This window comes from Psychrobacter sp. P11G5 (genome assembly GCF_001593305.1).
Lineage (GTDB): Bacteria > Pseudomonadota > Gammaproteobacteria > Pseudomonadales > Moraxellaceae > Psychrobacter.
The window spans coordinates 1,447,834-1,460,883 of the sequence record NZ_CP012533.1; the positions used below are offsets into that span (position 1 = coordinate 1,447,834).

Annotated in this window: 13 protein-coding genes and 1 pseudogene; 2 read left to right on the plus strand and 12 right to left on the minus strand. The window is 43.1% G+C overall.

Features of this window, described 5'->3' with window-relative positions; genetic code table 11:
- The first annotated feature begins 61 nt into the window (after window positions 1–61).
- Window positions 62–1,216 carry a DEAD/DEAH box helicase gene (locus AK825_RS06075; RefSeq protein WP_068035431.1) on the plus strand — a complete coding sequence of 385 codons (1,155 nt, stop codon included), beginning with the start codon at window positions 62–64 and terminating at the stop codon, window positions 1,214–1,216.
- A 117-nt stretch (window positions 1,217–1,333) separates the two neighbouring features.
- On the opposite strand, the gene AK825_RS06080 is transcribed toward AK825_RS06075, so the two are convergent.
- The 9 genes and pseudogenes from AK825_RS06080 to ilvA form a co-directional block, all read right to left on the minus strand.
- A complete protein-coding gene (locus AK825_RS06080; protein ID WP_068035433.1) occupies window positions 1,334–2,161 on the minus strand; it encodes a sulfite exporter TauE/SafE family protein in 828 nt (275 codons plus the stop codon).
- Window positions 2,162–2,266: 105 nt separating this feature from the next.
- The gene (gene ccoS / locus AK825_RS06085) at window positions 2,267–2,557 is read right to left on the minus strand and encodes a cbb3-type cytochrome oxidase assembly protein CcoS (RefSeq protein WP_068035435.1); all 291 of its coding nucleotides are present in this window, start codon (window positions 2,555–2,557) and stop codon (window positions 2,267–2,269) included.
- 120 nt (window positions 2,558–2,677) lie between these two features.
- Entirely contained in the window at window positions 2,678–3,451 is a 774-nt protein-coding gene (locus tag AK825_RS06090) for a YdcF family protein (protein ID WP_068035436.1), read from the minus strand.
- Entirely contained in the window at window positions 3,441–4,553 is a 1,113-nt protein-coding gene (gene murB / locus AK825_RS06095; protein ID WP_068035439.1) for a UDP-N-acetylmuramate dehydrogenase, read from the minus strand. Before murB ends, AK825_RS06090 begins: the two co-directional genes overlap by 11 nt.
- Window positions 4,554–4,731: 178 nt before the next feature.
- Window positions 4,732–5,232 carry a low molecular weight protein-tyrosine-phosphatase gene (locus AK825_RS06100; protein ID WP_068035441.1) on the minus strand — a complete coding sequence of 167 codons (501 nt, stop codon included), beginning with the start codon at window positions 5,230–5,232 and terminating at the stop codon, window positions 4,732–4,734.
- A 238-nt stretch (window positions 5,233–5,470) separates the two neighbouring features.
- A complete protein-coding gene (locus AK825_RS06105) occupies window positions 5,471–5,911 on the minus strand; it encodes a S4 domain-containing protein (RefSeq protein ID WP_068035443.1) in 441 nt (146 codons plus the stop codon).
- A gap of 108 nt (window positions 5,912–6,019) precedes the next feature.
- Entirely contained in the window at window positions 6,020–6,193 is a 174-nt protein-coding gene (locus AK825_RS14565) for an FMN-binding negative transcriptional regulator (RefSeq protein ID WP_082787188.1), read from the minus strand.
- A gap of 29 nt (window positions 6,194–6,222) precedes the next feature.
- A pseudogene (locus AK825_RS14975) lies at window positions 6,223–6,366 on the minus strand (excalibur calcium-binding domain-containing protein); the annotation flags it as partial.
- Between the two features lie 350 nt (window positions 6,367–6,716).
- Window positions 6,717–8,270, minus strand: coding sequence for a threonine ammonia-lyase, biosynthetic (gene ilvA / locus AK825_RS06115; RefSeq protein WP_068035445.1), 1,554 nt, complete (start codon window positions 8,268–8,270; stop codon window positions 6,717–6,719).
- Between the two features lie 258 nt (window positions 8,271–8,528).
- On the opposite strand from ilvA, the gene rpiA reads away from it, so the two are divergent.
- Window positions 8,529–9,188: a ribose-5-phosphate isomerase RpiA gene (gene rpiA, locus AK825_RS06120; protein ID WP_068035447.1), complete on the plus strand. Its 660-nt coding sequence runs from the start codon at window positions 8,529–8,531 to the stop codon at window positions 9,186–9,188.
- 140 nt (window positions 9,189–9,328) lie between these two features.
- On the opposite strand, the gene argF is transcribed toward rpiA, so the two are convergent.
- The 3 genes from argF to dnaB form a co-directional block, all read right to left on the minus strand.
- A complete protein-coding gene (gene argF, locus AK825_RS06125; protein WP_068035449.1) occupies window positions 9,329–10,252 on the minus strand; it encodes an ornithine carbamoyltransferase in 924 nt (307 codons plus the stop codon).
- Between the two features lie 194 nt (window positions 10,253–10,446).
- Window positions 10,447–11,553, minus strand: a complete 1,107-nt coding sequence (alr, locus tag AK825_RS06130; protein WP_068035451.1) for an alanine racemase — start codon at window positions 11,551–11,553, stop codon at window positions 10,447–10,449.
- 74 nt (window positions 11,554–11,627) lie between these two features.
- Entirely contained in the window at window positions 11,628–13,028 is a 1,401-nt protein-coding gene (dnaB, locus tag AK825_RS06135) for a replicative DNA helicase (RefSeq protein WP_068035453.1), read from the minus strand.
- Window positions 13,029–13,050: the final 22 nt, after the last annotated feature.

Here is a 13,050-nt window from a genome sequence, read left to right on the forward strand (position 1 = left end):
TCTAAAAGCTACGTTAAGGTTTGCTGTGAGTCTGCTACTGTCAATACATAAGGATGATTTTTTGAGTAATTTTACGACATTTACTGATTTGCCACTTTCAGCGCCAACATTACGAGCAATCAGTGATTTGGGTTTTACCGAGTTAACGCCTATCCAAGCTCAGATATTACCACATACATTAGCGCATCAAGACGCGATTGGACAGGCGCAAACGGGAACAGGCAAGACTGCGACTTTCTTGATTACTATTATGGAAGCTTTACTTAAGCGTCCTTTTGGTCAGGAAGAAGAGCGTCATTTAGGTGAGCCTCGCGCCGTGATAATGGCACCAACACGCGAGCTTGCGCAGCAGATTTTTGATGATTGTGTGGCATTGACCAAATATACCGAGCTACATAGTGTCTGTATTATGGGTGGTACTAATTATGAGACTCAACAGCATGAGCTTGAGCGCCAATATGTAGATATTTTGGTGGCTACACCTGGACGTTTGATTGATCTTATGCATAAAGGTATGGTCTATTTGGATCGTGTAGAAGTACTTGTGTTAGATGAAGCTGACCGTATGCTTGATATGGGTTTTATCCCCGATATTAAACGTTTGGTTGGACGCATGCCAGCTAACACTGATCGTCAAAGCCTGCTGTTTTCAGCTACCTTTAATCAAGATGTTATGAACCTTGCTTATCGCTGGTTACATGAGCCCCAGTTTGTTGAAATTGAGCCTGAACACAAAACTAGTGAGCTAGTAGACCAGCATTTTTATTTACTAACAGAAGATCAAAAGTTAGAAGCGTTGCAGCGTATTATTACTGATAGCGCTGTAGAAAAAGTCATTGTCTTTGCCAATCGTAAGGATCAGGTGAAGCGTCTGTATCACAAGCTTCGTCAAGCGCATAAAATTGTTATGCTATCAGGTGACGTGATTCAGCAGAAGCGTGAAAAATACTTACAGCGTTTTAAAGACGGTCACGCCTCTATATTAGTCGCAACTGACGTAGCTGGGCGCGGTATTCATGTTGACGATATCAGTCATGTGGTTAACTATACCTTGCCGGACCAGCCAGATGACTATGTACATCGTATTGGTCGTACAGGGCGCGCTGGGCAAACAGGTATCAGTATTAGCTTTGTGAGTGAAGATGATGCTTTTAATCTACCTGCATTAGAGAAACACTTAGATACTAAGTTTAGCCTTGAGCAATGGCAACAGTAGTTATATCAATACTAAAAGCTTAAGTGTTGTCAGAAAAAGCCCGCAGCGATATTAACGTTGCGGGCTTTTTTTCGACATGCTTATAAGATATTGGCTTTTGGTATTTTCTGAGCTCAACTATTGAGAATGGTTCATGGTTTCGGAGTCAGCATCTATATAATGCATATTAGAATCCATTTGGCTCATATCATGATGGGTAGAGTCGCCTGCTTCAGAGGTCATAGCAGAAGAGCTACCATGATTCATTTGTGCGCCACTATCATGTCCACCATGCATATTAGTCATTATGATAGGCACAAACGCCACAGCCATTCCCGATAGTACCATCACTACACCATTTAGCTGGCGCAAGCGAAAGCGACCAATTTTGTCACGCATCCAGCTGACTGTTTTATGAGTAGCAACTAACATTGGCACTGTACCTAGACCAAAGACAAACATCAGTGCTGCGCCTCCTAAAGGATTATGAGCGACAACTGCAATAAGTAGGGCGCCATACACAAGTCCACAAGGTAGAAACCCCCATAGCAGACCAGCAGTTAAAGCACGTGGAAAGGTAGTGAGTGGAAATACCTTTTGGCGTAGTGGTCCAAGGATTTGCCAAAAACGCATACCAAAGCGCTCAAGCTTGGTTAAAAATGGCGCGCCCAACATTGTGACGCCAACAAGTACTAGCACTAAACCCAATAGAATACGCGGCATACTATTGCCTTTCATCAATGGCTCTAATACGGTTGTGCCAATTAATCCTGCCATCAAACCTAAAAAAGAATAGCTAAGTAAACGTCCAAGATGATAGGTAGCAACCAAACCACGGCGCTTGGCAGGACTAGCATCCTTCATTGATAGTCCAAATGCGCTCACCAGTCCGCCACACATGCCTAAGCAATGCGGTGAACCAAAAAATCCCATTAGTAATGCTGCAACTAATAATGTTGTGGTCATGAGCAGCAACTCCTAGAGTAAATAATAAGGTGAGAAAATGTTTATTCTATTGAAAATAAAAGCAGTAGATCGTTAACTAGATTAGAAGTTTTTAAAAATTTAATGCTATTTTTTATTATTAAGATCTGTATTGCTACCAGTTGTTATGTCATCTTCGTCCAAAATTACACTTTTAACAGTAGTTTTAGTGGATATTGTATCCGTTTTTTGAACAGTGTCGCTTGGCTCATGCGATTGGATAACCTGACGACGCTCTTGTCGATCATCCAAGATAATACGCTGCGAGGCATTATCTAAATCCTCAAACTGATTGGATTTTACGGCATAACGTACTGCCCAAATAGCGACCACAAACAGCATTAAGCTTAATGGAATCAATAAAAATATACTGAGCATGGCAAACCTCTTAAATAGCAGTTTATTCTATTATTATACACTTATTGCAAGTGTAATAAATTGAGCTATGCAGGCGAAATCTGGGCAACTAAATTGGCACAAATTCATGAAGTATTTGTATTATTCATCAAAGGTTTTGACTGCATTACCTCTAGGCGTTAATAACTGCTGAGTGCTGACTTCTTCTGCAAGGCGACAGTCTGATTGCGGGCGCAGAACATCACGTAAATAAGCGGCTATTTCATAAACAGCACGTCTTGAATGGCTTAGGTTTTGTGCAGGCTCCATCCAATCAAGTTGAACGGGTAGTGGCGCGTTGATAGGAGTGCTATTAATCCCGTTTAGGGCAAATTGCCTGCGTGCCCGCGCCATATGATAGCTATCAGTGACAAGGTAAACATGATATAGAGGAACACGTTTGGCCGTAAACCGTGCATTTTCGCAAGTATTCATACTGGCGTTTTCGCTAATTGGTTCATCAATGCCGTGCTCGATGAGCCATTGACTCATCCAAGGCGCTTCAGCACCACTTAAAATAATAGGTAGCGGAAAATCATGATAGGCAATAGCGGCAGTACGGATACGGTTGAGACTATAACCATTAAGGATAGTTTGATTATTATTATCATTAGTGAGACCACCACCAAGGACCACATAAGCAGTAGGCGGCGAACTCATGGCACTAGCCGATATCGTAGGTAGCGGTAGATGCTCGAATACATAAGTAACCGTACGAGAAAACAGCGGTGTGAACAAACTAACAAGAATCAAAATAATCGCAGTCGAGCCCAGCAAAAAAGTCATATTAATAATACGAAACAATTTAATCATGCGTTCAGCTGAGCGCAGGTAATGCCCTGACAGCTTATGAGACCATGAACGCTTAGACCCCATGCTCACCATATCCAACTGTGCCATTAGTATTAACCCAAACTGGCTCACGGGCTAAAGTGATAGCAAATTTTTCATAAATACAGCTTATGATATGGTTCTGGGCTATTGCCACATCATCTTGGGTGGCTTGGTAAGGACGGTGATTAGTCAGTACTAATGCTTGTTTTTTATGAGTTACGATTGGTTCGATACCGCCGCCTTTTAGACCTGCTTGCTCTATTAACCAACCTGCTGCGACTTTGACCATTGAATCTGGCATTGGGTAGCCCACAATATCAGAATAATTACTCTGTAATGATATGAACTGGTTTTGACTGATAATAGGGTTTTGAAAAAAACTACCACAATTAGGGAGCTGTTTAGGATCAGGAAGTTTTTGTTGTCGAATATCGATGATAGCATGCATCACGTCCGCAGGAGCTGGTTGCATACGTCCTTGTTGCTCAGCATAACGTTGCGCCACTGTCTGGACATCACCATAACTGGCTAATACCTTTGTCTCATCAGTATGCAAGCGAAAACCCACACGGCTGATTAGCCAAGTGTTAGGCGTACGCTTAAAGATACTATCGCGGTAGCCAAACTCACAGTCAGTAGCGGTAAGAGAGTGCCAAGTTTTGGTCGGTAAGTGATAAGCGCGCACATACTGCAAATAGTCTTCTAACTGAACGCCATATGCTCCGATGTTCTGCACAGGCGCTGCACCAGTTAGCCCAGGAATCAAAGCCAAGTTTTCTAACCCGTACCAGCCTTGATTGACCGTATGAATAACCAAGTCATGCCAGTTTTCGCCTGCCATGACTTCAATATCAACATAATCTTGAGTCTGATCGGTGAGAGTAATGCCATGCATTTGCGGTCGTAGCACGATAGCTTGCAACTGCGTAGGTAACAGCACATTACTACCACCAGATAACACAAACAACGGCAGATTATGCCCAGTATTTTTTACATAACTTGTCATGAAGCTATCTAGCTGCGCCTCATCTTGTAAAGTCACTACTGTATCAGCTACACAAGCGAGCGCCATTGTATTGGTATGAGAAAGATCATGCGAACAATCATATTGGGCACTAGGAGCATGATGCAAATCTGTAGTCATAAAGCGACCTATTAGGCAAATAAATGGGGGCTGTTAAAGTAATGCTTAAATTTTAAGTAGGCCTTAATACGCTCGTTATTATAAGGGATACGCGGTACAAAAGCAGATAAAATACTTAGGTTTTAGTATCCAACCAATGTTATTTAGCCATCATTACATTTGTATGCCTAAAGTTTCCTTACATGGCTTTCCAGCTTTCAATCCATGCTTGTGCGCTAGATTCAATACGTTCAATAACGTTTTCAAAAGCTTCTCCATCACCCTGAAAAGGATCTGGCACATCATCGCCGCCATAGGTAGGATCTTCTTCGCTAAACAAAGCTAATTTAGCCAGAGGTTTTTGCGACGTACCTTCAATACTGTCTTTTAATGCTTGCAAATCAGCTAGGTTCTGACCGTCCATTGCAAGGATTAGATCAAATTTACGAAAATCATCAGCACTTATCTGACGTGCCACTAATTTGCTAATATTGTAACCATGACTCTTAGCATAGCGCTGTGAGCGTACGTCAGGGGTATGACCAATATGCCAATCGCTCGTACCTGCTGAGTCTATTTTCATTGAAAGCCCTGCAATAGCAGCTTGCTGACGGAAAATTTCCTCAGCAGTTGGTGACCGACAGATATTGCCTAGACAAACCAATAATACAGATGATGGTGCAGAAGCTTTAATCAGCATAATATGACCCTTTGTGACAATAAAAAAACATGCTATAGGAAACCAACATTAATAATGTGGTTTGTTAGCATGTTAATGGATAAATAAATCAGCGCCAATTTAGAGCAAAATGATAGACAGTTATCTTTGCTTAATTTAATAACGTCTACTTGTAATCTATTATCATCTAGCGCGACTTGTTAAGCGTAACGGTTAATGTGGGGAATAACAAGAGCACAGGCAAAACAATAGAAATATTTTAGTCTTGCTGATGTTTGAAGCGTTGTAAATCACGGCGCTCCTTCTTATTAGGCTTGTTATCAGGTCGAGCAAGGTTGGCAAGTTTACGCTGCTCAGCATAGTACGCGCGGCGCTCTTCACTTTCCTCAGTCTCTGAATACAACACTTGAGCATCGGTAGCATTGCCACGTTGTGCAGTTAATGCTTCGACGACGACTGTCTTTTCGGTCATGGCAGTGGCTGAGCCTTGTCGGATGCTCAATTCATCTCCGACTGCAATCTCTTTGCTGGTTTTGACACGGCTACCTGCATAATGCACGCGCCCACTTTCGATGGCTTCTTTGGCAAGAGTGCGAGTGCGATAAAATCGTGCTGCCCATAACCATTTATCGAGCCGCATACGCACAGCATCAGGTTTACTGTGGCTGGGTTGATTATGGTTTTTATTGTGTTTACTCATCAAAACCTCATAGATATCAATAAACTAAGATAATAATGGTGTTTCTTTTACGAATTAAAAGAGTAATAGCCTATTAAAGTAACAGATGATTTAAATGTTTGTCTGTATTTAAAACAAGATAGCATCAACGGAGACTAGGGCGGCTTGATGCCAAAACAACGGTATATGACAAGCTTCAATCCCGTCAGCGGTTTGAGCAATCAAGGTTGCCAGCGGATTAGCCGTAAGAAGATCGATAATACTGTCAAAATCGTCTTCGGAAAAGTTTGAAGGAACATGCATGGTGTTCTCAATCTAAGCTTTAATTAACATCATTTACACCATTGTTTTTCACACGGTATACCATCATTGTTACCGTCCATTTTCGTATCTGGGCAGTTATTTGTGAAGTAAGTTGCCTCTGCACACGAGGTCATCTGAGAGCAGTGCTTTCTACCATCGCATGAGAAGCTTGATGCTACTGGCAGTAAATCTAATACAGGATTTACTGCCGAGACCGATATCGAAGTTGAGTCTGAATCAACGTATGTTGGTGGTATATCATCAAAGTCAGTAGATGTGAAAGCAACGCCAGTTGACGTATTAGTCGCAACATTAGAATTACTTGTAAAGTTTTTGAGTTGAAGGGTTTTATAACCGACAAGTGCTAAAGTCAGCAATACAACGATTATCAATATTTTTTTTATCACTGCTTGACACCTATCAATAATATTTACAAACGAATAATCACTATTGATTCATCTATGGCAATTTTTTAATTAATTAAAAAACTGCCGCGGTAGATGATAGTTTGCGTCTATTTTTACTACTTTAGAAACAGCTGATAGCCAATATTGTCATTGAGCATGGTGCAGTCATAGCCAATATCAAGTAGGGCGTCTTGTAATTGACGTGAATTACTCTCAGAGGCTTGCAGACCAACTAACACCCGACCTTCAGCAGCACCATGATTGCGATAATGGAAAAGCGTAATGTTAAAATCATCACCAAGTTTTTCTAGGAATGTTAGCAGTGCACCTGGGCGCTCAGGGAAGGTGATTTTTAATAATTGCTCGTTCTCGACATGAGCATGTCCACCAATTAAATGACGAATATGTGATTTAGCGATATCATCATCAGTTAAGTCATGCGCCGTGTAGCCATCAGCTGCTAATTGGTTACTAATCGTTTCACGTTCTTTATCACCTTCTTTTAGCGCAATACCGACAAAGATTGATGCAGGCTCCATAGAGTCTGGCGACTTTTTGCTATCAGCACGGTAATTGAACTCAGTGATATTACGTCCATGCAGGCTGCGGCAAAAATTTAAGAACGCACCGGTCTGCTCAGGGATAGTCACGCCAAAGATGGCTTCTTTTTTCTCACCGATTTCAGTACGCTCAGCGATATAACGTAGGCGGTCAAAGTTCATATTGGCACCGCAAATGATGCCGACGCAGTTTTTACCTTGTAAATCATTAGCTTCAATATATTTTTTCATACCAGCGACTGACAATGCGCCAGCAGGTTCAACGATACTACGATTTTCTTCAAAGATATCTTTGATAGCCGCGCAGACTTCATCATTGGTACAGGTCACGACCTCAGGCTCAACGATTGGCCCTGAATTATCGCTTTTTTGCGTACGTACGACGTCAAAAGGTAGCTCACCAATTTGGGCAACTGCCACACCATCGACGAATAAACCTACTTGCTCAAGCTTCACGCGTTCACCAGTCTCAAGCGCCGCTTTTAAGCAGGCTGATTGTTCAGCTTCTACGGCGATGACTTTGACATGCGGAGCCACTTCACCTAAGAATGCCGCGACACCAGAAATCAAACCGCCACCGCCAACCGCAACGAAAACATAATCCATGTTGCGCCACTGCTGGGTCAGCTCAAGTCCAATAGTACCTTGTCCAGCAATGACCAATTCATCATCGTAAGGGGGGATGAAGGTTAAACCTTCACGCTCAGCGCGATCAATAGCATAACGGTTGGCCTGATCGAAGCTATCGCCATGCAAGTCGACATTACCACCAAGCGCTCTCACCGCATCGACTTTAATGTCAGGTGTCGTCGTGGGCATTACTATAATGTTTTTAAGATTAAGGGTACGGGCAGAGTAAGCAACCCCTTGCGCATGGTTGCCCGCTGAAGCACAAATCACTCCGCGCGCTTTTTGCTCATCATTCAGTTGGCTAATACGGTTATAAGCACCACGCAATTTAAAAGATTTGACTGGTTGCAGGTCTTCGCGCTTAAGTCGAATATCATTGGTAAAACGCTGGGTCAGCTTAGGTGCGGCCTCAAGTGGCGTTTGAATAGCAACGTCATAGACAGTGGCTTGCAAGATGGCTCGTACCCAATGTGATAGCATAATGATCCCTAAACAAATGATATATGATGATAAAAATGAAATAGATTAGCCTATGCTGATTTTAACTATCTTGCAAGACACAATTGCAAGTTTTGCTTAGAATTTGATGCTTTGATGGATATGAAAGGTTTGTTTATAGCAAGTAGCACAGCTAAACAAAGATTAAATTAGAGTGGTCATTACCCTAACATCCATCAAATTCATCGGTTATAATAGCCGCGCATTTTGATATTATTCTCACGTTGCCAAGGATTTATGATGAGCGATCAGCAAGCACAGAAACAAGCCGCAGCCAAAGCTGCTCTAAGCTATATCGAAGATGATATGATACTTGGGGTAGGGACGGGCAGTACGGTCAACTGTTTAATTGAGTTGTTACCTACATTGAGGCTTGCTGGCGCCGTTGCTAGCTCACAAGTCACCGAAGATAAGCTTCGCGCGCTTGGTATCGAGATAGTTGATCTAAACTTTGCAGGTCAGCTTGACATCTACATTGATGGTGCTGACGAAGTTAACGCGCAGTTGCAATTAATTAAGGGCGGCGGCGGCGCACTCACTCGTGAAAAAATCGTCGCAGCGGCGTCTAACAAGTTTATATGCATGGTTGATGAGAGTAAGAGTGTCGAGATACTAGGACGCGCGTTCCCAGTACCAATTGAAGTGTTGCCGCAAGCACGCTCATACGTAGCTCGCCAGTTAGCCCTTCTAGGCGGTGAACCCGTTTACCGTGAAGACTTTGTCACAGATTATGGCAATGTGATCTTAGATACTTATGATTTGGATGTTAGTAATCCAATAGCGCTTGAGAAAGAGTTGAACAATATCGTAGGCGTGGTATGTAATGGTATTTTTGCCGCCAATCAAGCAGATATACTGTTAAAGGCGGGTAGTAATGGGGTGACGACACTCACTCGTTAAAAACGGCTCTTTAGACGGCTCGTCAACTAGTTGCTAATTTCTAATCGAAAGCTAAAAAGGCAGAACACTATAAATGTGATCTGCCTTTTTTATGCGTAATACTCTATGCGTAGTATTTTATAAATAGTTTGCTTAGTTATCTATGCAGGTAGCTTAATCTTGTCTTTTAATAAAAATTCCATCAAAGCTTTTTGTGCGTGTAAGCGGTTTTCTGCTTCATCCCACACGACAGAGCGTGGATCATCTAGCATATCATGAGAGATTTCTTCGCCGCGATGGGCAGGTAGACAGTGCATAAAGACGACGTCAGGATCTGCTTTATCTAATAGCGATGGCGTCACTTGATAAGGCGCAAAACGACGCGCACGGGTATTTTGCTCTGACTCTTGTCCCATACTTGCCCATACGTCGGTGACAATGAGATTAGAGTCTTTGGCAGCGTCTTGTACGTTTTCAACGAGACTGACACAATGCGAGAAGCGTTCCATCAGTTTTGGGTCAGGCTCAAAGCCATAAGGAGCCGCTACACGTAGCTCAAAACCAAACTGATTGGCTGCTTGCATAAATGATGAGCACATGTTGTTGCCATCACCCACCCACGTCACGATTTTGTTTTCAATACTGCCGCGATGCTCGTAGTAAGTTTGCATATCAGCAAGCAGCTGGCAAGGATGGAATTCATCAGTTAAGGCATTAATAATTGGCACACTTGAATACTTAGCAAAGGTCTCGACCTTTTCGTGGCCAAAGGTACGAATCATAATAATGTCGACCATGCTGGAGATAACGCGAGCTGAGTCTTCTAACGGCTCGCCGCGACCAAGTTGCGTATCATTTGGTGATAAAAAAATCGCACTACCGCCAAACTGCCCCATACCAGTCTCAAAAGAGATGCGTGTACGGGTGGATGACTTCTCAAAGATCATGCCAAGCGTACGACCAACAAACGGCTGATATATCTCGCCTGCGTGTTGCATCTTGCGCAATTCGCTGGCGCGTTTGATAAGATTTTCTAGTTCTTGTTTGGTTAAATCAGATAAGGTCAAAAAATGGCGCAAACTCATAGCAATCCTAGCAGTCGATCACAGTCAATGAAACGTTATCAGCCGTCAATGGCGACAGGCAACTGCCTTGGCCGTGGTGACAACAAACTTTTAGTATAGCGTAATTACTTTCAATGTAAATGCCAATTTTTGGTATCTGAGCCAGTATGATGACTGACCTATAGTAAGTAAATTAAATAGAAATACAGTTGCACTTATGCACGTTTGGGACGAGCACTTAATCTACATAGTAGCTCGTAGCCAATGGTACCTGCATGACTAGCGACTTCGTCAACGTGCGGCATAGCGCCCCATAGCACGACTTTACTATCAAGCGCGATATCTACCGGAGCTGCACTCAGATCGATGACAATCATATCCATGGCGACTCGTCCACGGATCGGACATGGATAGCTTGTATCAGTTTCCGCATCGATAATACAAACGTAAGCATCGTCGCTGATGACGCGTGGATAGCCATCACCGTAGCCAATACTAACAAGAGCGGTCATGGTATCTTGCTGCGCAGTCCAGCGGCTGCCGTAGCCGATTGCATCGCCAGCATTGACTACTTGCTTAGCCATGATATGCGCACTGAACTCCATTGCAGGCTGTAGGTTTAAGTCGTTAGCTGATTGATCGATGACAGGTGAGCTACCGTATAACATGATACCTGGACGTATCCAGTCAAAATGGTTATCAGAGAAATTTACTATTCCTGCTGAATTACACAATGAGCCTTCAATAGCTGGGCTTATCTGTTGTTGCAAATAGCTCAACATCTCAGAGAAGCGCTGTATTTGAATGGCATTTAGCGGATGGTCACGATTATCAGCGTTCGCAAAGTGCGTTGTGAGAATAAGCTGGTAACCAGCATCGTGTAAACGCTGTGCTGCTTCTACGACAGTCTTTTCATTAAAGCCTAAACGATTCATGCCAGTATTGTATTTTAGCCAAACTTGCCGCGCTGGGCTGTCAGCTGCTGGGACGTTCTCTAAAGCCCAGTCTAACTGCGGTGCATGATGAATCACACAGCTGCAAGCGTTATCGATAGCTTGCTGCCACTCTTTGGCGCTAAACACCCCTTCAACCAAACCAATCGCTTTATCCCAGCCCAGTTGCCGCGCCTCCATTGCTTCGGCAAACGTTGCAACGCCAACACCATCTGCTTGCTGCAATGCTGGCAACACGGCAGCCACGCCATGACCATAAGCGTTGGCTTTTACCATTGCCAGCACTTTAGCATTGGGCGCGCGTTTTTTGACTTGATTCAAATTGTGAGTAAGAGCAGCAGGATTAATAGTAATGGTAGCAGTGCGCATAATTAAATTCTTTATTAGCAATTGGTTGTTAGAAAGTAGTTATAAGTCGTCAATCATTAAATTGACGTTATTCATCATTCATCGTCAAAAGTCACACCTTGATAGTACTCAGGCGTCAGGTTGATAAAGCGGGTAAATTGACCTTCAAAACCTAAACGTATGGTACCGATAGGACCGTTACGCTGCTTACCGATAATGATTTCAGCCACCCCTTTATGGTCTGAGTTTTCATTATAAACCTCATCACGATAGATAAACATAATCAAATCGGCATCCTGCTCAATTGCACCGGACTCACGTAAATCTGACATGATTGGACGCTTGTTAGGTCGGTTTTCCAAGCTTCGGTTCAGCTGCGATAGGGCAATGACTGGACATTCAAGCTCACGTGCTAGAGCTTTTAGACTACGAGAGATTTCCGAGATTTCTCCAACACGGTTACCATCGAGGCCAGGGACTTTCATCAACTGTAAATAATCGACAATGATAGCGCCAAGCTTTCCATCATGGTTTTTAGCGATACGGCGACAGCGTGAGCGCAGCTCTGATGGTGGCAATGCAGTACTATCATCAATGTATAAATGCTTAGACTGCAAATGCTGAATCGCGTTCATCATTTTTGCCCACTCATCTTCATTCATTTGTCCTGAACGCAAATGAGTCTGATTAATGGCGCCCCAAGAAGATAGTAGACGCATCACAATAGATTCTGCTGGCATCTCCATAGAAAACACAACGACAGGCAAATCTTCATTAAACAACACGCCTTCTGCTAAGTTCATAGCAAAAGTAGTCTTACCCATAGAAGGACGTGCGGCGACAATCACTAAATCGCCTGCTTGTAGACCTTGGGTTTTATTATTCAGCTCAGCAAATGGTGTCTGTAAGCCGATCATACCGTCAGGATTTGATTTGAGCTCCTGAATTTTATCAATTACGTTGGTCAATACTGAGGTAATACCGACAGGGCCGCGCTGCTCAGCACGCTTATTGTGTTGCTCGTTGATGCTAAATATCTTGGCCTCAACGTTATCTAAAATATCGCTGACCGTTTGATCTTTAGGATTATAAGCAAGGGTCAGCATATCGTTGCCAGTGGTAATCAGCTGGCGTAGGGTTGATAATTCTCGTACACGCTGAGCGTAGGCGGTCAGGTTAAATAAAGTTGCAGGGCTTTGACTCAAAATATCTGCCAAGTAGCTGTCGCCGCCAGCGGTTTTGAGCAGTTTTTGCGCCTCTAGCCAATCATGTACCATGACAGTATCGTAGGGTTCGTTAACCGCTGCCAAGTGAGCGATAGCATCAAATATGTGTTGATGACGTCCCGCATAGAAGTCGTCTTTGGTGACGATATCTGCAATCTTGTCATATGCCTCTTCGATACTCATCAAAGAAGCCAGTAGCGCCTTTTCAATATCTATATTGTGCGGGGGCTGCTGATTGAGTAGGTCGTCAGTTTTGCTAGTGTCTGCCATGAGTGCCTAAGTATTTATAAGT

Coding starts and splice junctions, on each gene's coding strand:
- AK825_RS06080 (WP_068035433.1), bottom strand. CDS start 2,161: ATGACCACAACATTATTAGTTGCAGCATTACTAATGGGATTTTTTGGT.
- ccoS (WP_068035435.1), bottom strand. CDS start 2,557: ATGCTCAGTATATTTTTATTGATTCCATTAAGCTTAATGCTGTTTGTG.
- AK825_RS06090 (WP_068035436.1), bottom strand. CDS start 3,451: ATGGGGTCTAAGCGTTCATGGTCTCATAAGCTGTCAGGGCATTACCTG.
- murB (WP_068035439.1), bottom strand. CDS start 4,553: ATGACTACAGATTTGCATCATGCTCCTAGTGCCCAATATGATTGTTCG.
- AK825_RS06100 (WP_068035441.1), bottom strand. CDS start 5,232: ATGCTGATTAAAGCTTCTGCACCATCATCTGTATTATTGGTTTGTCTA.
- AK825_RS06105 (WP_068035443.1), bottom strand. CDS start 5,911: ATGAGTAAACACAATAAAAACCATAATCAACCCAGCCACAGTAAACCT.
- AK825_RS14565 (WP_082787188.1), bottom strand. CDS start 6,193: ATGCATGTTCCTTCAAACTTTTCCGAAGACGATTTTGACAGTATTATC.
- ilvA (WP_068035445.1), bottom strand. CDS start 8,270: ATGCTATCACATTGGGTACGAGCCATCTTGCAAGCCACTGTCTATGAC.
- rpiA (WP_068035447.1), top strand. CDS start 8,529: ATGAGCGATCAGCAAGCACAGAAACAAGCCGCAGCCAAAGCTGCTCTA.
- argF (WP_068035449.1), bottom strand. CDS start 10,252: ATGAGTTTGCGCCATTTTTTGACCTTATCTGATTTAACCAAACAAGAA.
- alr (WP_068035451.1), bottom strand. CDS start 11,553: ATGCGCACTGCTACCATTACTATTAATCCTGCTGCTCTTACTCACAAT.
- dnaB (WP_068035453.1), bottom strand. CDS start 13,028: ATGGCAGACACTAGCAAAACTGACGACCTACTCAATCAGCAGCCCCCG.